The following is a 20,175-nucleotide window of genomic DNA, read 5'->3' as shown; positions in this document are numbered from 1 at the left end:
GGATACAGCGCTATGTCTTTTGCAAACAAAGTGAATCAGTGGTTCAAACGCAAGCCCGTGGCTGAGGCGGCTGGCGCCCATGGCAGCATGATGGAAGACACGGTGGTACAGGACATGTACGACGGTGCGCTCAACAGCGTCCAGGGGGCGCCATCCCTCATCGGCATGGATGAGGATGGGCGTGTCGAGGAACTGGTCCGTCTGCCGCTTCTGGGCAAGGGTACGGTTGCCAAGCACCAGCGCACGCTGTTCACGGTGCTCGGCGGCTCGGTGCTGGTGCTGGTGGTGCTGTCGGCCTGGATGCTGCGCGATGCCAGCAACTCCAACCAGCAACTGGCTGCGACCGGCCAGGCCTTGATGCAGTCGCAGCGACTGGCCAAGTCCGTGTCTCTGGCCATGACCGGTGCGGCTCCCGCGTTCAACGACGTGAAGGATAGCTCCAGCGTGTTGGCCCGCAACGTGCGAGCCCTGATTTCGGGTGACTCCGATCTGGGCGTGAATGCCGTCAGCGACAGCCTGCAGTCCGACGCAAGCGGCATCAGCATGCTGACCGATCGCGCGGAAAAGAGTGCGGCGCTGATTCTGACGCAGCAAAAGACGCTGACCCAGGTGGGCGAGGCGCTGCGCACCATCAACCGTCAGTCTTCCGACCTGCTGGAGACTGCAGAAACCATTTCCTCGCTCAAGCTGCAGCAGGGCGCAGGTGCTGCAGAGATCGCCGCTGCAGGTCAGCTGGTGATGTTGACCCAGCGTATCGGCAAGTCCGCCAACGAGTTCCAGACGCTCGAAGGCGTGAGTCCCGAGGCCGTGTTCCTGCTGGGCAAGGACTTGAACTCCTTCAAGGAAATTTCCGAAGGCTTGCTGAACGGCAGCACCGAACTGCGCTTGAGTGCGGCACGCGACCCCCAGGTGCGCGAGCAATTGCAGACTCTGATCAAACAGTACGACGACACCCGCTCGCAGGCCAGCGCCATTCTGGGCAATCTGCAGGGTCTGGTGTCGGCGCGTGAAGCACAGACCACCATCAACAACGATAGCGAGCCATTGCGCGTGCAACTGGAGCAGTTGCAGACTGCACTGCAGGGCTTGGGTGGTGCCAGCGTCGCTCAGCTTGTGGCCCTGGCGGCTGCGGTGCTGGTGGCCTTGTTGTGCGGCGTGGGCATTTCCCGCGTTCAACTGATGGACAGCCGTGCACGTCAGCAGGAAGCCGAGCGCCACCAGATGGATGCGCGCTTGCAGGAGCAGGAAGCCAAGCGTATCAATGACGCCAACCAGGCTGCCATTTTGCGTCTGATGAACGAGCTGCAATCCGTGGCCGAGGGTGACCTAACCCAGGAAGCCACCGTGACGGAAGACATTACCGGCGCGATTGCCGACTCGGTGAACTACACGGTGGAAGAGCTGCGCGCTCTGGTGGGCTCGGTGCAGAACACTGTCACCCGTGTGGCCCAGACCACCGAGCGTGTGGATGTGACCTCGACCGAGCTGCTGGCAGCCTCGAACGAGCAGTTGCACGAGATCCGCGAAACCGGCAAGTCGATTCTGGACATGGCCGGCCGTATCAACAACGTTTCGGCACAGGCGCAGGAATCGGCCCAGGTGGCCCGTCAGTCCCTGGAGGCCGCGGACTCGGGTCTGAAGGCCGTGCAGAACGCCATCGGCGGCATGAACTCCATTCGCGACCAGATCCAGGATACCTCCAAGCGAATCAAGCGCCTGGGTGAGTCGTCGCAGGAGATTGGTGAAATCACGGAACTGATTTCGGACATTACCGAACAGACCAACGTGCTGGCGCTGAATGCCGCCATTCAGGCCGCATCGGCTGGTGAAGCCGGCCGCGGCTTCTCGGTGGTGGCGGAAGAAGTGCAGCGTCTGGCCGAACGCTCGGCAGACGCCACACGCCAGATTGCGGCGCTGGTGAAGGCGATTCAGACCGATACCCAGGATGCGGTGGCCGCCATGGAGCGTTCCACCCAGGGTGTGGTGGAAGGAGCCCGCCTGTCCGACTCCGCGGGTACCGCACTGTCTGAGATCGACAGCGTGTCGCGCCGTCTGGCCGAGCTGATCGAACAGATTTCCAATTCCACCTCGCGTGAAGCCAATATGGCCAACGGCGTGGCAGAAAATATCCAGCACATTTTCGCGGTGACAGAGCAGACCGGTGAGGGAACACGCAGCACGGCACAACAGGTGCGAGAGCTCTCGCACATGGCTGAAGAGCTGCGCCAGTCTGTCTCACGCTTCAAGATTTCGTAAGCAAGATCACCCCCTGTGCCGCTGCGCGGCTTCCCCCAAGGGGGACGACGCCATTGCCGCGAGGCGGCTCTTGCTTGGCGTCTCTGATAAGAGGCACATGCAGCATGGACAACTGATACGGACTCTCTAGGGGTCAAGGAAATTGAGCATGTCAGAGGTTGACGACTCGCCAACACGTGCAGCGACGCCTGCAGCCACCGAGCAGGACCTGGGCCCCTTGGCCTGGGTGCTCGATGAAGTGCGCAAGTCGCTGGAGGCTGCCACCAAGGCCGTAGGCCGCTTTGTCAGAGATGCGGACGCGGCGCGCCAGTCCGATCTGGAGGCATTGGATACATCGGCGCTGCGCATTGCGCGCCAGCAACTGCACCAGGCTTGCGGTGCGCTGGAGATGGTCGGCATCAGCGGCCCGGCCCAGGTGCTGCGCGGCATGGAAGCTGCGGTCAACCGCTTCGTACAGCGCCCCGAATACTGCACGCAGGAAGCTGCCTCCACGCTGGAACGCACGCATTTTGCGCTGATGGAATATCTGGAAGCCGTGCTGGCCGGCAAGAATGTATCTGCCGTGGCGCTGTTTCCCCAGTACCGCGACACGCAGGTGCTGGCCGGCAATGACAAGATCCACCCGGCCGACCTGTGGCCGTCCGAGCGCCGTGCGCGTGAGCCGCGCTGGAATGTCCCTGTGCCGGAGCCCCTGGCTTATGGTCCGCAGGCCCGAGCCATGCTGGACGGTGTGGTGCTGCGCATGGTCAAGAGCGATGACCGCGAGGCTGCAGCGCAGATGTGCACTTTGTGCCTGCGGTTTGCGGCAGCCCAGGCCGAAGATGTCGGTGCGCGCAGTTTCTGGAAGATTGCGGCTGCGTTCTTTGACGGGCTCTCGCGTGGACTGATCACTGCGGACGTCTACGTCAAGCGCATGGCTTCGCGTGTGCTCATGCAGTACGCGACCATGGCCAAGGGTGACAGCCTGCCGCCGGCCCGTTTGCTGCAGGACCTGATGTTCTTTTGCGCGCAGGCACAGCCGCGTGATCAGGCCGGGCCGGCGCTGCAGTCCGTGCAGCAAGCCTATTCCATGGAGACCATGCCGCTGGTGGACTATCAGGTGGCACGCTTTGGTCGTTATGACCCGGCGGTACTGGTGCAGGCGCGCAAGCGTATCGCTGCCGCTGCCGAGACCTGGTCGGCGGTGGCAGGTGGCGAGCGCGGCAAGATCCGCGCCATGGGCGAGCAGTTCGGTCAGGTGGCCGAATCGTTGGTCAAGCTGCAGCCTGCAAGCCATGGTCTGGCACGCGGCCTGATTCGCGTGGCCGAAACCGTGGAGCGTATCGGCGAGCCGCCGCCGGCCGAGCTGGCCATGGAGGTTGCCACGGCCGTCCTGTATCTGCAGGCCTCGTTCATGACCGGTGGCCAGGATGAGAGTGTTCAGGCGGCTCAGTCAAGCGTGCTGGTGCAGCGTCTGGATGCAGCCTTGCATGGCGCGCCCTCCCAGCCGCTCGAATTCTGGATGGAAGACCTGTACCGCCAGGCCAGCGACCAGCAGACCATGGGCTCCGTGGTTGGTGAGCTGCGCGTGACGCTGGGCGAGGCGGAAAAACACCTGGACCAGTACTTCCGCAATCCTTTGGACAGTTCGGTGCTGGCACCCGTGCCGGGCCAGATGTCGCAGATGCGCGGCGTGCTCATGGTGCTGGGTTTCGATCAGGCAGCGACTGCCATGCAGCGCATGCGCGACACCGTCGAGCATCTGATGCTGGGCGAGGTGGCGCAGGAAGACCGACTCAAGGTCTTTGAAAAGCTGGGCGGCAGTCTTGGCGCGATGGGCTTTTTGATCGACATGCTCAGCTATCAGCGCAATATGGCGCGCAAGCTGTTTGTGTATGACGAGGACAGGGACGAGTTGCGCATCGTCATGGGCCAAAGCCGTGGCCGAGGCCCGGCGCTGGCTGCCCCTGTCGATATCGCGATGGATCTGGCCGGCGCACCGGCATCTGTGCCGGCGGTAGCGCCGGCTGCGGTACCTGCCGTGCCGTCGCAGCCTGCTCCAGAAGCGGTTCAGGCTGCTGCGGAGGTGAATGCTATACCTGCCATAGCTGCAGACGCTGATCAGGAAAGCGTTGCGCCGGAATTTGAATCTCAATCGGCAACTCCTGTGCAAGCTGCAGTGCCTGAGGCGGAATTCCAGCCCACGGTGCTGGAGCAGCCTTCCGAGCTGGCGGACCTGCCTGGGCAGGACCCCAGCCCCTGGGCCGAGACCGAACCTGCAGCGCTGCCCGACATTGAACCATCTGCCCCTGCGCCCCATACGGGCGAAGGCCCCGATGCCCTGGCGGATGCCATGGCCCAGGTCTTTGCCGACATGCAGTCCGGCAAGAGCCCGGCAGAGGAAAGCCAGGGCCTGGAGTTCATGCTGGACTTCCCTGCCCAGGAGGTGAAGGTTGAACCCGCTCTCGTAGAGCAGCCGGTGGAGCTGAGCGCGCAGGATCTGGATGGCGATGACGAGCTGCTTTCCATCTTCCTGGAGGAAGCACGCGAAGTGGTGGACAACGGTTTGCAGGCCTTGCAGGCGCTGGCCGACGAGCCTGCGAACCTGGGCGAGCAGACCACGTTGCGCCGGGCATTCCATACGCTCAAGGGCAGCTCGCGCATGGTGGGGCTGGACGAGTTCGGCGAAGCCGGTTGGGCATTGGAGCAAATGCTCAACGCCTGGCTGGCCGAGCAAAAAGCCATGCCCGAGCCCATGCAGCAGCTCGCTCGGGATGCTCTCAAGGCCTTTGGGGCCTGGGCGCAGGATCTGGAGCAGCATAGAGCCGAGAACTGGTCGGCCACGCCTTTCCGGGCCGCTGCGGACGCCATGCGCATGCATGGCGAACGCGCCGAAGTGGCGCTGGTGCCGCGCCGGGGCGCGCGTGAGGAGCTTGCAGAGACGCTCGAATCTATGCAGAGCCTGGCGCCTACCGTCGATGCGCAAATCGAGGCCGCGCAAGCCGTGGTCAGCGAAGAAGCGACTGCCGATAGCTTGCCAGAGCTGGAGTGGGCTGCCGAAATTCCGGCGCTGGAATTTCCGGAATTCGTGCCTGATGTAACCGAGGCAGCAGATGTGCCGGACAGGCCTGCCGAGCTGGGACTGGTGGCCGAGCAGGGACCGCTGACCGCAATGTCGCTGGAGCTTCCGGATGAAGTTCCAGTGGTGGAGTCGGCCGCGCCTGTGGCTGAGCCGTCCGTTTCTGCCGATGCCGTGCAGGAGCTTGATTTCGCCGCCTTTGAAGCGGCCATACGCGAAAGCGAGCAGGCCTCGATTGCCACGCAGACGCCAGCTATTGCCGAGGCCGGCCCAGAGCTGCTGAAGCCGGATCTGCCGGAGCTGGTGCAGACCGAGGCTGCAGAGCCTGAGACGGCGCTGCAAGAGGCCGACGCTGCCCCGCTCGTCGAAGACGATGGCTACAAGAATATCGATGGCCTGCGCATCAGCACGCCGCTGTACAACGTCTATCTGAATGAAGCCGATGAATGGTCGGCCCGGCTCGATGGCGTGTTGCAGCAGTGGATGCAGCAGCCCAAACAGGAGATTCCCGAGGAGGCGATTGCGCTGGCGCATTCGCTGGCCGGCAGTTCCGGTACCGTGGGTTTCAAGGCTTTGTCCGAGCTGGCCCGATTGCTCGAACATGCGCTGCAGCATCTGCTGCCCCAGCGTTATGCCAGCGAAACTCAGATTCGTCAGAGTCTGGAGGCCTCGGATGAAATCCGCCGGCTGCTGCACCAGTTTGCGGCGGGCTTCCTCAAGACGCCGTTGCCCACGGTGGAAGAGGCGCTGCGTGAAATCCTGAGCACCGAGGTGCAGGCGCTGGAGCTTCCTGTTGCCGAGGAAGAGCTGCTGGCACCGGACTCCGAGTGGCCAGACGATGTGCTGGCGCCTCTCAACGACCCCAAGGATCTGCCGCTGGACTTCGCGGCCGAGGCGGCTCAAAGCCAGTCGCTGGCCCTGGTCCAGACCGAAGCCAGGGCGGAGCCAGCGGCGGCCGAAGTTGCTCCCGCCGGCGCCAGCTCAGAGACTGTGCAGGAGATCGAGCCAGAGCCAAAGGCTTTGGCGGATGTGGCCGCCGATCAGGTGCTCGATGCCGCCGATCCGGTGGCGCTGCAGGCGCCGTATTCGCTGGTTACCGGCGGCAGCGTGGACCAGGAGGCCGAGCTGCAGCGTCGCATCGACGAGGCCATTGCCCTGGCCGTTCATGCCGCCGACGATGAGGACGATATCGATGTGCTGGACCAGGTCGATCCGGACCTGTTCCCCATCTTTGAAGAAGAAGCCGTGGACCTGCTGCCCAAGCTGGGTGCTGCGCTGCGCCGTTGGCATGGCCGTCCTGCGCTGGAAGAGGCGCGCAACGAAGCACTGCGCGCGCTGCACACGCTCAAGGGCAGCGCCCGCCTGGCCGGCGCCATGCGCATGGGCGAAATGGCCCACCGCCTGGAATCGGCGGTGGAGCGTGTGGACCACGAAAGGCCTGTGGCCGATGCCATCGAGCCGCTGCTGGGCAGCTTCGACGCGTTGCAGGCCAGCTTTGATGTGCTGCGCATGGCCGGCGAGCAAGAGCCCGAGCTGCCACTGGACCAGATCGAGGACACGTTGGCCCAGGTGCCTCTGCACCTGAGCAGTGCAGAAGCCGCTCCGGCAGAAGCCAAGTCCCTGGCAGAGGCCGAGGCAGCGGGCATGGCCATTCAGATGCCCGCGCCCGTGGTGCCGCGTGCCGCTTCGCAGCAGACCGTGCGTGTGCGTGCGCAACTGCTGGACCGCCTGATTTCTCAGACCGGCGAAGTGCTGATTGCCCGCTCGCGTGTGGACTCGCGCCTGAACCAGGCGCGTGCTGCACTCAATGACCTGACCGGCAACCTGGAGCGTCTGCGCACCCAGTTGCGCGATATCGAGGTGCAGGCAGAGAGCCAGATGCAGTCGCGTCTGGCCCTGTCCAAGGACACGGCGGCAGGCTTTGACCCGCTGGAGTTCGACCGCTTCACGCGCGTGCAGGAGCTGACCCGCATGATGGCCGAGTCGGTCAACGACGTGGCCACCGTGCAGCGCAATCTGCAGCGCGATCTGGCGGCTGCCGAAGATGACCTGGTGGCTCAGGGCCGTCAGGCGCGTGATCTGCAGCGCGATCTGCTGCGCACACGCATGGTGGAGTTCGACTCTTTTGCCGAGCGTCTGTACGCCGTGGTGCGCCAGACCTCCAAGGAGATGGGCAAGCAGGTGCGCCTGAACATTCTGGGCGGCACCATCGAAATGGACCGCGGCATGCTGGAACGCATGATGCCGGCCTTCGAACATCTGCTGCGTAACTGCGTGGCCCACGGCATCGAGTCGCCCGAAGAGCGCCAGGCCAAGGGCAAGCCCGTCGTCGGCACGATCGAAATCATTCTGAGCCAGGAGCGCAACGATGTGGCGCTGTCGGTCGAGGATGATGGCGCGGGCCTGAATCTGGAGCGCATTCGTGCCAAGGCGATTGGCCTGAAGCTGTGGTCTGCCGAGCAGTTCATGACCATGGAAGACGCTGGCCGTCTGATCTTCGAGCCGGGCTTCAGCACGGCCACCGAAGTGACGGGCGTGGCCGGCCGCGGCATTGGCATGGACGTGGTGCGCTCCGAAGTGAACGCCCTCGGCGGCCGTATCGAAACCCACTCCGAAGAGGGCCGTGGCAGTGCCTTCCGCCTGGTGCTGCCGTTGACGACAGCGGTGACCCAGGTGGTCATGCTGCGCATGGGCTCCATCTCCATGGGCGTGCCCGCCAGCCTGGTGGAAATCGTGCGCCGTGTCTCGGTCGAGACGCTGGAGGAAAGCTACCGCCGGCACGAGTTCCACGACGGCAGCGAAGTCATGCCCTTCTTCTGGGCCGGTGCGCTGTGGCAGGCATCGCTGCGCAGCGACGAGAACGTGGGCCGCACACGCCCCGTGGTCATCGTGCGCAGTGCCTCGCAGCGCGTGGCTCTGCACGTCGATGAAGTGCTGGGCAACCAGGAAGTGGTGATCAAGAACCTGGGGCCGCAGCTCTCGCGTCTGCCCGGTCTGACCGGTATGTCCGTGCTGCCCTCGGGCGCCGTGGTGCAGATCTATAACCCTGTGGCGCTGGCCAATGTGCATGGCGACAGCGTGCGTGCCATGCTGGCCAAGGCCGAGCAGGCTGCCGCCGAAGGCGCTTCCGAGGCCCAGGCCGCCGGTGCGGGTCTTTCGGGCGGTGCGCAGACCACGGTGCCGCTGGTGCTGGTGGTGGACGACTCCATCACCGTGCGCCGCGTTACCCAGCGTCTGCTGCAGCGTGAAGGCTATCGCGTCACGCTGGCTGCCGACGGCCTGCAGGCGCTGGAACGACTGCAGGACGAGCGTCCGACCCTGGTGCTGTCGGATATCGAAATGCCGCGCATGGACGGTTTCGATCTGTTGCGCAACATCCGCGCCGATCACAAGCTTGAAGGTCTGCCCGTGGTGATGATTACCTCGCGCATTGCGCAGAAGCACCGTGAAATGGCTCGCGAGCTGGGTGCCAACCACTATCTGGGCAAACCGTACTCCGACGAGGAACTGCTGGGCCTGATTCAGCACTACGCCTTGCAGCGCAGCGGCCCTGCGCCGGAGCGCAACCCGTTGAGCGGGCCTGCGGCGGATGAGCCAGAAGCGGTCACCGAATAAAGTCTGCTACTGATAAAGAAGCGGTTTGCGCAAGTTGCGATTGGGTTTGAGGTGAGAAACTTCCTTAAACCCTTTCAAGACAGGCGCAAACCGCTTCTTTTTTAGATGTTGTTCTTCAAGATGCCATAACGTGCCAGCGTCTTTTCGCGCGCTGCCGCGTGATCCACGACGGGCAAGGGATAGTCGCGCCCCAGTGCGATGCCTGCTTCGGCCAGCTCCAGCGGCTTGGCCAGCCAGGGGGCATGCCGCAGTTTGCTGGGCAGCTGAGCCACTTCAGGCACATAACGCGCTATGAACTTGCCGTCCAGATCGAACTTCTCGCTCTGGGTCACGGGGTTGAAGATGCGGAACCAGGGCTGGGCATCGCAGCCCGTGGAGGCCGCCCATTGCCAGCCGCCGTTGTTGGCCGCCAGGTCGAAATCGTTGAGCTTCTCGGCGAAATAGGCTTCGCCCCGGCGCCAGTCCAGGCCCAGGTCCTTGACCAGAAAGCTGGCCGTGACCATGCGCAGCCGGTTGTGCATATAGCCGCTGGTATTGAGCTGGCGCATGGCGGCATCGACCAGCGGGTAGCCGGTGCGGCCCTCGCACCAGGCGGCAAAGAGGGCGTCGGCTTCGGCTCCCGTCTCCCATTCGATGGCGTCATAGGCAGGCTTGAAGCTGCGTTCCACAACATAAGGCTGGTGGGCCAGGATCTGGAAGTAGAAGTCGCGCCAGATCAGCTCGCTGAGCCAGGTGGCCGCGCCTTCGCGCGCGGCGGCAGACCAGTCCTCGTTGTGCGCCGCCTCATGGGCGAGGCGGGCCAGCTCGCGTATCGACACGGTGCCGAAGCGCAGATGCACGCTGAGATAGCTGGGCCCCTTGAGGGCCGGAAAGTCGCGCGCCGTCTTGTACTGCGGCAGGCGCGGCAGAAAATCGGCCAGCAGCTGGCGTGCGCCGCTGACGCCGGTGGGCAGGCGCAGGCCGGCCAGCGTGTCCGGAGCAAAGCCCAGATCCGCAGCCGAGGGGATCGTGCGGCGCTCGCTGTCCGGCAGGTCGGCCAGCTTGCTCGCCAGATCGCGCTCGCTGGGATAGGCCGAGAGATAGAACGGCGTGATCTTTCGCAGCCAAGCGTTCTTGTAGGGCGTGAAGACCGAGAACGGCGACAGGCTCTGGGTCAGCACCTCGTCGCGCGCAAAGATGCGGTGGTCCTTGAAGCGCAGCAGCAACTGCCCCTGGGCCTTGAGGCTGCGCGCCACCTGGGCGTCGCGGGCAAGAGCAGCCGGTTCGTCGTCGTCGTTGCAGAAGACCGCACCCGCGCCCAGTTGCCGGGCCAGGGCCGGGATGATGTCCTGGGGCAGGCCGCGCCGCGTGATCAGCCCTGTCTGCGGGCGTCCCGCGGTCTCGCGCAGGGCGGCATCCAGCTCGACCAGACTCTGGCAGATGAACTCCACGCGGCGGTCGGCGCGGGGCAGGGTGGCAAGAATGCTGTCGTCAAAGACAAAGACGCAATACAGCTTTGCGCAATGCCTGGCGGCATGGTAAATCGCGGCGTTATCGGCCAGACGCAGGTCACGCCGCAGCCAGATCAAGCCCACAGGGTAAGAAGAAGTCATGGATCGCCATTAAAATCGCTGGATGTCTGAAGAATCTGCGCCTATCAACTTGACGCACCACTTCCTGATCGCTATGCCCGGCCTGGAAGATGAGTCGTTTTCGCGCAGCGTTGTGTACCTGTGCGAGCACAGCGAGCGTGGCGCGCTCGGTTTGATTATCAACAAGCCTTCCAAGCTCAGCCTGCAAGGCCTGCTGGAAAAAGTGGATCTGGGTCTCAAGCGCGAGGATCTGCGCGAGGCTCAGGTGTTTACCGGCGGCCCGGTCCAGACCGACCGCGGCTTTGTGCTGCATGAGCCCATGGTCATCGAAGGCGCAGCCGAGAACGAGTCGGCCTATGCCTCGACCATGACCATTCCCGGCGGCCTGGAAATGACAACCTCCAAGGATGTGCTTGAAGCCTTGTCCGACGGTGCCGGCCCCAGGCGCGTGCTGGTCACGCTGGGCTATTCGTCCTGGGATGAGGGTCAGCTCGAATCCGAAATCGGCGAAAACGCCTGGCTGACCGTGGAAGCCGACCCCGAGGTGATCTTCAGCACCCCGGTGGACGAGCGCTATGACCGCGCTCTGGGTTTGCTGGGTCTGCAGCGCTGGATGCTGTCCCCGGAGTCGGGTCGCGCATGAACGATATTTCCTCTTCCAACAAGGCCGCCGATGCGGCCTTTTCCTCGACTTTTTCCTCGGCCGAAAATGCGGCTGCCAGGCCTGCAGCGGCACCTGCACCGCAAAAGCCCGAGGTGCCGGCCCATTTCCAGCAGTTCCTGGGTTTTGACTTCGGCATCAAGCGCACGGGCTGCGCCTCGGGCAACCGCGTGCTGGGCGGCGCCAACCCGCTGCCCACCATCAAGGCCGAAGGGGCGGATGCACGCCTGGCCGCAGTGGAGAAGCTGATCCGCGAGTGGCAGCCCAATGCCCTGGTGATAGGCGTGCCCTACCACCCCGATGGCGCGGCCCACGAGAACACGGCCCGGGCCCTGAAATTCGGCCGCCAGCTCAGAAGCCGCTTCAAATTGCCGGTGTACGAGGTGGATGAACGCTACAGCACGACCGAAGCCCTGGCGGGCGGCGCACGCGACGCCGACGCGGCTTCGGCCTGCATCATTCTTGAACAGTTTTTGAGGAGTCTCCCATGAGTGAAACCATTGCAGGAAACCAGCCGGGACAAGGCAGCCTGATCCTGGACGCCGAAGCCCTGTACAGCGAGCTGCTGCGCGGCGTGCAGCGCATCATGGGCCCCAATACCCGTCTGGCGGGCATCACCTCGGGCGGCGCCTGGCTGGTCGAGCGTCTGCACAAGGACCTGAACCTCAAGGGCAAGCCCAGCGTGCTGTCTTCCTCGCTGCACCGCGATGATTTTGCCCAGCGCGGCATGGCTTCCAGCGCCCAGACCCAGATCGCCTTCGATGTGAACGGTGCTGACATCCTGGTACTCGACGACGTGCTCTACACAGGCCGTACCGTGCGTGCCGTGCTCAACGAACTCTATGACTACGGCCGTCCCGCCAGCGTGCGGCTGGCCGTTCTGGTGGACCGGGGAGGGCGCGAGCTGCCCATCCAGGCCGACTTTGCCGCAGCGCGCGTGGCGCTGCCGGCCGACCGTTCCCTGGCGCTGGCGCGCGACGAGGGCGGTGTTTTCCACTTCCGCATTCAAGAGGCCTGATCGTGCTGTACAAGCGCAACCCCCAACTCAACAAGAACGGCGAGCTGATCCACCTGCTCTCCACCGAAGGCCTGTCCAAGGACATCCTGACCCAGATCCTCGACACGGCCAGCAACTTCGTCAGCGTCAACGACCGCGAAGTCAAGAAGGTGCCGCTGCTGCGCGGCAAGAGTGTGTTCAATCTGTTCTTCGAGAACAGCACGCGCACCCGCACCACCTTCGAGATTGCGGCCAAGCGCCTGTCGGCCGACGTGTTCAACCTGGACATTGCGCGCAGCTCGGCCAGCAAGGGCGAAACCCTGCTGGACACCATAGACAATCTCTCGGCCATGGCGGCCGACATCTTTGTCGTGCGTCACAGCGAGTCTGGCGCCCCTTATCTGATCGCCAAGCATGTGGCGCCGCATGTCCATGTGGTCAACGCCGGCGACGGCCGCCATGCCCACCCCACCCAGGGCCTGCTGGACATGTACACCATCCGCCACTATAAAAAGGATTTTTCCAACTTGCGCGTGGCCATCGTGGGCGACGTGCTGCACTCGCGCGTGGCGCGCTCGGACATCCACGCCCTGACCACGCTGGGCGCTGCCGAGGTGCGTGTGGTTGGCCCGCGTACGCTGGTGCCAGCCGATATGGCCAGCATGGGTGTGCGCGTCTTCCACAACCTGGAGGAGGGTATCAAGGACTGCGACGTGATCATCATGCTGCGCCTGCAGAACGAACGCATGAGCGGTGCGCTGCTGCCTTCCAGCCAGGAATACTTCAAGAGCTTCGGCCTGACCGAAAAGCGCCTGGAGCTGGCCAAGCCCGATGCCATCGTCATGCACCCCGGCCCCATCAACCGCGGCGTGGAGATCGACTCCGCCGTGGTGGACGGCCCGCAGGCCGTGATCCTGTCGCAGGTGACCTTTGGTATCGCGGTGCGCATGGCGGTCATGTCCATCGTCGCGGGTAACGAAGCCTGATGGAACATCAGGCCATCCCCCTGAGCGGCTGCGCCGCTTCCCCCTTCTCTCGCAGCGCTGCTGCGGGAAGGGGGACGACGCCCTCGCCGCGAGGCGGCTCTTGCTCGGCGTCTCTCGCTACAGCGGGCTGGAGCACAGGGCTGGGTGGCATTGGGTTCAATATGTTTTTTGTAGCTGCTAGCGCTTGTTTAGCAAGGGCTGGAAGCCAATTTGGTGCCAAACCATGAAGATTCTGATTCGCAATGGCCGGGTGATGGACCCGGCACGAGGTTTCGACCAGCAGGCCGATATCGCCATCGACGGCAGCGTGATCGCCGCCATCGGTGCTGTACCCGATGGTTTTGTGGCCGAGCGTGAGATTGATGCCAGCGGCCAGTGGGTTCTGCCCGGTCTGGTGGACCTGGCCGTGCGCCTGCGCGAGCCCGGTCACGAGCACGAAGGCATGCTGCAGTCCGAAATGGCGGCTGCCGTGGCCGGCGGCGTGACCAGCCTTGTCTGCCCGCCAGATACCGAGCCCGTGCTCGACGAGCAAGGCCTGGTGGAAATGCTCAAGTTCCGTGCCGAGAAGCAGCACAAGTCGCGTCTGTTCCCCATGGGCGCGCTGACCGTGGGACTCAAGGGCGAAACGCTGACCGAGATGGCCGAGCTGACCGAGTCGGGCTGCGTGGCCTTCGGTCAGGCCGATGTGCCTCTGCCCAGCATCACCACGCTGAGCCGTGCGCTGGCCTATGCCAACACCTTTGGCTATGCCGTGTGGCTGCGCCCCCAGGACAAGGATCTGGGCAAGGGTGTGGCGGCCAGCGGCGCGCTGGCTACGCGCATGGGTCTGGCCGGCGTGCCCGTGGCGGCCGAGACGATTGCGCTGCACACCATTTTCGAGTTGATCCGTGGCTCGCAGACCCGGGTTCACCTGTGCCGCATCTCCAGCGCCGCCGGCGTGGAACTGGTGCGCCGCGCCAAGGCCGAAGGCCTGAACGTGACGGCCGACGTGTCCATCAACTCGCTGCTGCTGACCGAGAACGATATCGGCTACTTCGACAGCAGTGCCCGTGTGGTGCCCGTGCTGCGCCAGCAGCGCGACCGCGATGCGCTGTCTGCCGCGCTGGCTGACGGCACCATCGATGCGCTGGTTTCCGACCACTGCCCGGTGGATGAAGATGCCAAGGTGCTGCCTTTTGCCGAAGCCGAACCCGGCGCCACCGGTGTGGAGCTGCTGCTGTCCGTGGCCGTGAAGTGGAGCCGCGAGCACAACGTGCCTTTGAGCCGTGCACTGGCCGTCGTCACATCGGCGCCGGTGACGGTGTTGGGCAATGCGCTGGGCGAGCAGCAGTCCTTGCTGGGGCAGCTCAAGGTGGGCGGCGTGGCCGATCTGTGCATCGTCGATCCCGCTGCCGAGTGGACGGTGGAACCCAAGGCTCTGGCCAGCCAGGGCAAGAGCACGCCTTTTGCGGGCTACGAGCTGCCCGCCCGCGTGCGCTGCACTGTGGTGGATGGCGAAATGGCATTTCTGCGTTGAAGCACCTCCTGAGGCGCTTTGCCTAGGCGGCCCCGCGCTTCCCCCTAGCCGGGCGCCCCTCTCTCTACGCGCTTCGCGCTAGGGGGCGGGGGACGACAGCATCGCTGCGGGGCGGCCCTTGCTTGCAGTCACTTTGCTGGTGCGCGCCAGTTTTGGGGGCTTGCCCGTTTCAAGTTGCTGCATCTCGTTTGGGCTCAGTCGCTACACTTCCCGGGAATCATGGCAAACGGCTTGCACAGAATCAAAACCAGTATTCGCGCTGTCTGGCGTGGCATACGGCTGCTGGCCCATGTGGCCAAAGGCGCGTGGATTGTGGCGTTTCGCTTCCCGCAGCTGCACTACTGGCAGCAGCACGAGCATGTGCAGGCCTGGGCCGCGACCTTGATGGTGCGCGCGGGCGTGCAGTTGCAGATCAAGGGAGAGCCGCCCGCCAAGGGGCCGGTCATGCTGGTCAGCAACCATATCTCGTGGCTGGACATCCCCATGCTGCATGCGGCACGTCACTGCCGCTTCATTTCCAAGTCCGATGTCAAAGGCTGGCCCATCATCGGCACGCTGGCCACGGCGGCTGGCACGCTCTATATCCAGCGTAGCTCGCGCCGCGATGCCATGCGCATGGTTGGCGCCATGGAAGAGGCTTTCAAGCGTGGCGAAATCCTGGCTGTCTTTCCCGAGGGCACGACCGGCGATGGTCGGGAGCTGCTCTCTTTTCACTCCAATCTGCTCGAAGCGGCCGTGCAATGTGACGCGCCGGTGCAGCCCGTGGGGCTGAGCTTTGTCGATGGCAGGACGGGCGAGGTCAGCTATGCCGCAACTTATGTGGGTGATGAAACCCTGCTGGGCTCCATCTGGCGCGTGCTCAGTTCCGACCAACTGATGGCCGTGGTGCACTACGGCCAGGCGCAGACAGCCCAGGGGCGTGACCGCCGGGCCTGGGCCAAGGATCTGCATGCCGAGGTCGACCGCCTGCGCAAAGGCTGAGAGCGATCAGACCCAAACCCGTGTAGGCTGCGCGGATGCACGCCAGAGTCCTGCGCTATCTCGATGAAGTGGTTCGCCGTGGTTCCATCCGCAAGGCGGCCGAGCACCTGCATGTGGCCCCCACGGCCGTCAATCGGCAGATTCTCGATCTGGAGGCCGAGCTTGGGGCGCCGCTGTTCGACCGTATCCAGAACCGTCTGCGCCTGACACCCCTGGGTGAAATGGTGCTGACCCATGTGCGCAGCACCTTGCGCGAACATGCAGCGCTGCGCGAGCGCATTGCCGACTTCAAGGGCATGAGACGTGGCGAGATCACGGTGGCAACCACTTCAGGGCTGGCAGGCTCCTTGCTGCCTTCTCTGGTGCATGACTTTCGCAGCAGTCACCCAGGCATGGCCGTGCGGGTGATGGACTTGCCAACCACCGATATTGCTGCAGTGGTGGAGAGCGGTGATGCCGACCTGGGACTGGCTTATGACTTGTCGTTGCGACCGGGCTTGCGCACGCTGGCCGCCAGCGAATGGCAGATTGGTGCGGTCGTGCCCACCAGGCATGCACTGGCAGCGCAGTCCTCGCTGCTGCTCAGCGAGTGTGTCGGGCATTCGCTGATTCTGCCGGCTCTGCCCCTGACCATACGCAGCCTGCTCAACGAGGCCTTTGCACGCAATGCCATCGAGGTCACGCCGGTGGCGGAGTCCACTTCCATGGCCTTGATTCAGCGTCTGGTCATGCTGGGCGAGGGCATTGCCTTGCTCAATGCACTCGACGTGCTGGAGGAGCTTGACCGCGGTGCCTTGAGTTTTGTGCCCTTGCGCGATGCGCATCTGCAGCGTCAGACCCTGATGCTGTTTGCCCGCAAAGGAGCCGAGCTGAGTGCTGCCGCTGAACTGATGGCAGAGAGTATTCAGGCAGTGCTGGCGCGCTTGTTTGCGAAGAAGCTCTGATTTTTGATGTCCACATTTTGTGGACATGCTGGGCTGAATTTGGCGCTATCGCGCGCCAAGCGTCCTCTCTAGACTGGGATCCATTGTTTAGAGAGGAATAGCTTCATGACCCTGATTGCCCTGAATGCCGACGTACTGGTCACCATGGATGCGCAGCGCCGCGAAATCAAGGACGGTGCACTGGTGGCCGACGGCCCGGCCGTGCTGTGGGTGGGCGCCACGGCCGATCTGCCGGCGCAGTACCGCCGCATGGCCGACGAGGGCCAGGCGCGCGTGCTGGACATGCGCGGCAAGGTGGTGACCCCCGGCCTGATCAACACTCACCACCATATGTACCAGAGCCTGACACGCGCCGTGCCCGCGGCTCAGGACGCAGAGCTGTTCTCTTGGCTGCAGAACCTCTACATGCTGTGGTCGCACCTGACGCCCGAGATGATCCATGTCTCGACCCAGACCGCCATGGCCGAGCTGATGCTGTCGGGTTGCACCACGACCAGCGACCACCTCTACCTCTTCCCCAATGGCTCGCGCCTGGACGACTCCATTGCCGCCGCGCAGCAGATGGGCATGCGCTTTCACGCGGCGCGCGGCTCGATGAGCCTGGGCCGCAGCAAGGGCGGCCTGCCGCCCGACGTGGTGGTCGAGGAGGAAGAGGCCATTCTGCGCGACAGCCTGCGCCTGATCCAGCAGTACCACGACGGCTCGCGCCACTCCATGCTGCGCGTGGTGCTGGCGCCCTGTTCGCCGTTCTCGGTGACGCGTGACTTGATGCGCGAGTCGGCTGTGCTGGCACGCGCCCACGGCGTGTCGCTGCACACCCATCTGGCGGAGAACGACAACGACGTGGCTTTCTCGCGCGAGAAGTTCGGCCTGACTCCGGCGCAATACGCCGAAGACCTGGGCTGGGTGGGCCGCGACGTCTGGCATGCGCACTGCGTCAAGCTCGACCCCGAAGGCATCGCGCTGTTTGCGCGCACCGGCACCGGCGTGGCGCACTGCCCATGCTCCAACATGCGCCTGGCCTCGGGCATCGCCCCGATCCGCACCATGCGCGACGCGGGCGTGCCCGTGGGCCTGGGCGTGGACGGCAGCGCCTCGAACGACGGCGCCCACATGCTGGGCGAGGTACGCCAGGCCATGCTGCTGCAGCGCGTGGGCCATGGCCCGGCGGCCATGAGCGCCCGCGAGGCACTGGAGATTGCCACGCTGGGCGGTGCGCGCGTGCTCAACCGCGACGACATCGGCGCACTGGCGGCCGGCATGTCGGCCGACTTTGTGGCTTTCGACATGTCCGAGGTCGGCTATGCGGGCGCGGGCCATGACCCCGTGGCGGCGCTGGTGTTCTGCACGCCGGCCAATGTGTCTAGCAGCGTCATCAACGGCCGCGTGGTGGTCGAGGACGGCCGCCTGCTGACCGCTGACCTGCCCGTGGTGCTGGGCCAGCACCGTGATCTGGCTCGCAGCTTGTTCGAGCGAGCTGCGGGTCACTGACCGCCGCTATTCCGTCTTGTTGTGCGCCAGCCTAGGCGCAACACGGCGGCGCCCGAATCTCTCTATCCAATCGCAGGAGACGCGCCACGACACAGCCAAGCACGCAGTGAAGCCCTTAAGGGCACCCTCGACGACATAGATACAAGTGCCTCTGAAGAGGCCATCGCATAGGGAACAGGAGACAAAACCATGGAAAAGCTGCTTTACGGGGTGGAAGACCGTCCACCCAACCTCATCACCACCACGCTGCTTTCCTTGCAGCATTTGCTCGCCGCCCTGGGCGGCATCATCGCCGTGCCATTGGTGTTCGGCGGCGCGCTCAAGTTGCCGGCCGACCAGATCGTGGCCCTGGTCAATGCGGCGCTGCTGGGCTCGGGCATAGTCACCATCATCCAGTGCCGCGGCGTGGGGCCTGTGGGCATACGCCTGCCCTGCGTGATGGGCACGAGCTTTGCCTTTGTCGGCGCGGGCATCAGCGTGGGGCTGGAGCATGGCGTGCCCGGCATCCTGGGCTCCTCGCTCGTAGGTTCGCTGGTGATGATCATCGGCAGCTTCTTCATGCCGGTGATCCGTCGTTTCTTCCCGCACACCGTGACCAGCGTGGTCGTGATCATGATCGGCCTGTCGCTGACTCCGGTGGCTGTGGACTGGGCCGCAGGCGGCGTGGGCAGCGGCAACTACGGGGCCGTGGGTAATCTGGCGATAGCCGGCTTTGTGCTGGCGCTGGTGATTGCCTTCGTGCAATGGGGCAAGGGCATCATTTCGGCATCGGCCGTGGTGCTGGGCATTGTCTGCGGCTATCTGCTGTGCCTGGCGCTGGGCCTGATCGACTTCACCCAGGTGCGCGAGGCACCTGTCTTCGCGATTCCCCAGCCGCTGCATTTCGGCATGAGCTTTCCGGTGTCTGGCATCGTCGCCATGTCCATCGCCTTTCTCGTGACCATTGTCGAGACCACGGGCACTTTCATGGCCCTGGGGGCGGCCACGCAGACGCCCATCCGTGGCAAGCGCCTGGCCAGCGGCATGTTGTGTGATGGCGTGGGATCGGCCTTTGCCGCCGTGATGTCCAGCCCTCCGGTTTCCACCTTCGCCCAGAATGTGGGTGTGGTTTCGCTCACGGGCGTGGCCAGCCGCCATGTGGTGATGCTGACCGGCGTGATGCTTCTGGCGGCAGGGCTGTTTCCGGTGCTGGGGGCTTTGGTGGTCACCATTCCCCTGCCGGTTCTGGGCGGCGCAGGCCTGATGATGTTCGCAACTATTATTGCGGCCGGCATTCGCATGCTCGGCGGTTCGGCGGACTCGCGCCGCAGCAATCTGATCATTGCGGTTTCGCTGGGTTGCGGTCTGGCGGTGACGGTGCGCCCCGACCTGTTGTCCAAGATGCCCGCCTTTGTGCGCGAGGTCTTCGGCTCGGGCATCACGGTCGGCGCCCTGGTAGCCGTGGGCCTGAACCTGCTGCTGCCCGGACGCGAAGTGGAAGCACCGGAGGAAGACATGGACGCTGTGGCAACTCCTCTGCCAGTGACTTCCGTGGCGACTTGATGGAGTAGGAGTACATGCCCGCCCGGGGAATGAATGCCCCGGCGGGCGTGGCAACTGAGGTGATGCAGCAGGTCTGGTGCGACTGTGAGGCATGCTCCGGGTCTCGCTACACTGCAGCATGACTACAAGCATCGACACCCCTGTCAATCGCCCCGATATCACCATCTTCCACAACAACCGCTGCAGCAATTCGCGTGGTGCACTGGCATTGCTGCGCGAGCATGGCATAGAGCCCAATATCGTCGACTACATTGCCACGCCCCTGACTGCGCCAGAGCTGGCCGAGCTGGTGGCCCATCTGGGTGTGCCGGTTCGTGAGCTGCTGCGCAGCAAGGAAGCGCAGTTCAAGGAGCTGGGGCTGGACAATGCGGCCCTCGGCGATGTGCAGCTGATTCAGGCAGTGGCCCAGCATCCCGTGCTGCTCAATCGTCCCATCGTGGTCACGCCCAAGGGCGCCAAGCTGTGCCGCCCGCCAGAACTGGTGCTGGAGCTGATCTGAACGTTGCCATTGATGGTAATTTAGGGGTCTAACGCTTTACTGGTAACCGTCAGACGCT

At 64.3% G+C, this 20,175-nt stretch carries 13 protein-coding genes; 12 read left to right on the top strand and 1 reads right to left on the bottom strand.

Annotation, left to right across the window (positions count from 1 at the left end; translation table 11 throughout):
* The first annotated feature begins 12 nt into the window (after nt 1-12).
* Nucleotides 13-2,256, top strand: a complete 2,244-nt coding sequence (locus QMY55_RS19850) for a methyl-accepting chemotaxis protein (protein ID WP_283485834.1) — start codon at nt 13-15, stop codon at nt 2,254-2,256.
* Nucleotides 2,257-2,404: 148 nt separating this feature from the next.
* Nucleotides 2,405-8,929, top strand: coding sequence for a hybrid sensor histidine kinase/response regulator (locus QMY55_RS19845; protein ID WP_283485833.1), 6,525 nt, complete (start codon nt 2,405-2,407; stop codon nt 8,927-8,929).
* 101 nt (nt 8,930-9,030) lie between these two features.
* Here QMY55_RS19845 and QMY55_RS19840 read toward each other — a convergent pair whose 3' ends face one another.
* Nucleotides 9,031-10,521 (bottom strand): cryptochrome/photolyase family protein, encoded by a 1,491-nt coding sequence (locus QMY55_RS19840; RefSeq protein ID WP_283485832.1) that lies wholly within the window; start codon nt 10,519-10,521, stop codon nt 9,031-9,033.
* A gap of 22 nt (nt 10,522-10,543) precedes the next feature.
* Here QMY55_RS19840 and QMY55_RS19835 point away from each other — a divergent pair, with 22 nt between their 5' ends.
* From QMY55_RS19835 to arsC, 10 genes are all read left to right on the top strand, one after another.
* The gene (locus QMY55_RS19835) at nt 10,544-11,143 is read left to right on the top strand and encodes a YqgE/AlgH family protein (protein WP_283485831.1); all 600 of its coding nucleotides are present in this window, start codon (nt 10,544-10,546) and stop codon (nt 11,141-11,143) included.
* Nucleotides 11,140-11,652, top strand: coding sequence for a Holliday junction resolvase RuvX (gene ruvX / locus QMY55_RS19830; RefSeq protein WP_039049773.1), 513 nt, complete (start codon nt 11,140-11,142; stop codon nt 11,650-11,652). Before QMY55_RS19835 ends, ruvX begins: the two co-directional genes overlap by 4 nt.
* A complete protein-coding gene (pyrR, locus tag QMY55_RS19825; protein ID WP_283485830.1) occupies nt 11,649-12,179 on the top strand; it encodes a bifunctional pyr operon transcriptional regulator/uracil phosphoribosyltransferase PyrR in 531 nt (176 codons plus the stop codon). The genes ruvX and pyrR overlap by 4 nt, the downstream gene beginning before the upstream one ends.
* A 2-nt stretch (nt 12,180-12,181) precedes the next feature.
* The gene (locus QMY55_RS19820) at nt 12,182-13,144 is read left to right on the top strand and encodes an aspartate carbamoyltransferase catalytic subunit (RefSeq protein ID WP_283485829.1); all 963 of its coding nucleotides are present in this window, start codon (nt 12,182-12,184) and stop codon (nt 13,142-13,144) included.
* A gap of 223 nt (nt 13,145-13,367) precedes the next feature.
* Complete coding sequence (locus QMY55_RS19815; RefSeq protein WP_283485828.1) at nt 13,368-14,660, top strand: dihydroorotase; 1,293 nt, start codon at nt 13,368-13,370, stop codon at nt 14,658-14,660.
* Nucleotides 14,661-14,879: 219 nt separating this feature from the next.
* The gene (locus QMY55_RS19810) at nt 14,880-15,641 is read left to right on the top strand and encodes a lysophospholipid acyltransferase family protein (RefSeq protein ID WP_283485827.1); all 762 of its coding nucleotides are present in this window, start codon (nt 14,880-14,882) and stop codon (nt 15,639-15,641) included.
* A gap of 35 nt (nt 15,642-15,676) precedes the next feature.
* Nucleotides 15,677-16,585, top strand: coding sequence for a LysR family transcriptional regulator (locus QMY55_RS19805; RefSeq protein ID WP_283485826.1), 909 nt, complete (start codon nt 15,677-15,679; stop codon nt 16,583-16,585).
* Between the two features lie 105 nt (nt 16,586-16,690).
* Entirely contained in the window at nt 16,691-18,076 is a 1,386-nt protein-coding gene (locus QMY55_RS19800; protein ID WP_283485825.1) for an 8-oxoguanine deaminase, read from the top strand.
* Nucleotides 18,077-18,265: 189 nt separating this feature from the next.
* Complete coding sequence (locus tag QMY55_RS19795) at nt 18,266-19,618, top strand: nucleobase:cation symporter-2 family protein (RefSeq protein WP_283485824.1); 1,353 nt, start codon at nt 18,266-18,268, stop codon at nt 19,616-19,618.
* A 118-nt stretch (nt 19,619-19,736) separates the two neighbouring features.
* The gene (gene arsC, locus QMY55_RS19790) at nt 19,737-20,117 is read left to right on the top strand and encodes an arsenate reductase (glutaredoxin) (RefSeq protein WP_283485823.1); all 381 of its coding nucleotides are present in this window, start codon (nt 19,737-19,739) and stop codon (nt 20,115-20,117) included.
* The last annotated feature ends 58 nt before the right edge of the window (nt 20,118-20,175 follow it).

It is taken from the genome of Comamonas resistens (genome assembly GCF_030064165.1).
Taxonomy (GTDB): Bacteria; Pseudomonadota; Gammaproteobacteria; order Burkholderiales; family Burkholderiaceae_C; genus Comamonas; species Comamonas resistens.
Note: the sequence above shows the minus strand (reverse complement) of the source record. Positions and strands in the feature narration are given on the sequence as shown.

Coding starts and splice junctions, on each gene's coding strand:
- QMY55_RS19850 (WP_283485834.1), top strand. CDS start 13: ATGTCTTTTGCAAACAAAGTGAATCAGTGGTTCAAACGCAAGCCCGTG.
- QMY55_RS19845 (WP_283485833.1), top strand. CDS start 2,405: ATGTCAGAGGTTGACGACTCGCCAACACGTGCAGCGACGCCTGCAGCC.
- QMY55_RS19840 (WP_283485832.1), bottom strand. CDS start 10,521: ATGACTTCTTCTTACCCTGTGGGCTTGATCTGGCTGCGGCGTGACCTG.
- QMY55_RS19835 (WP_283485831.1), top strand. CDS start 10,544: ATGTCTGAAGAATCTGCGCCTATCAACTTGACGCACCACTTCCTGATC.
- ruvX (WP_039049773.1), top strand. CDS start 11,140: ATGAACGATATTTCCTCTTCCAACAAGGCCGCCGATGCGGCCTTTTCC.
- pyrR (WP_283485830.1), top strand. CDS start 11,649: ATGAGTGAAACCATTGCAGGAAACCAGCCGGGACAAGGCAGCCTGATC.
- QMY55_RS19815 (WP_283485828.1), top strand. CDS start 13,368: ATGAAGATTCTGATTCGCAATGGCCGGGTGATGGACCCGGCACGAGGT.
- QMY55_RS19810 (WP_283485827.1), top strand. CDS start 14,880: ATGGCAAACGGCTTGCACAGAATCAAAACCAGTATTCGCGCTGTCTGG.
- QMY55_RS19805 (WP_283485826.1), top strand. CDS start 15,677: ATGCACGCCAGAGTCCTGCGCTATCTCGATGAAGTGGTTCGCCGTGGT.
- QMY55_RS19800 (WP_283485825.1), top strand. CDS start 16,691: ATGACCCTGATTGCCCTGAATGCCGACGTACTGGTCACCATGGATGCG.
- QMY55_RS19795 (WP_283485824.1), top strand. CDS start 18,266: ATGGAAAAGCTGCTTTACGGGGTGGAAGACCGTCCACCCAACCTCATC.
- arsC (WP_283485823.1), top strand. CDS start 19,737: ATGACTACAAGCATCGACACCCCTGTCAATCGCCCCGATATCACCATC.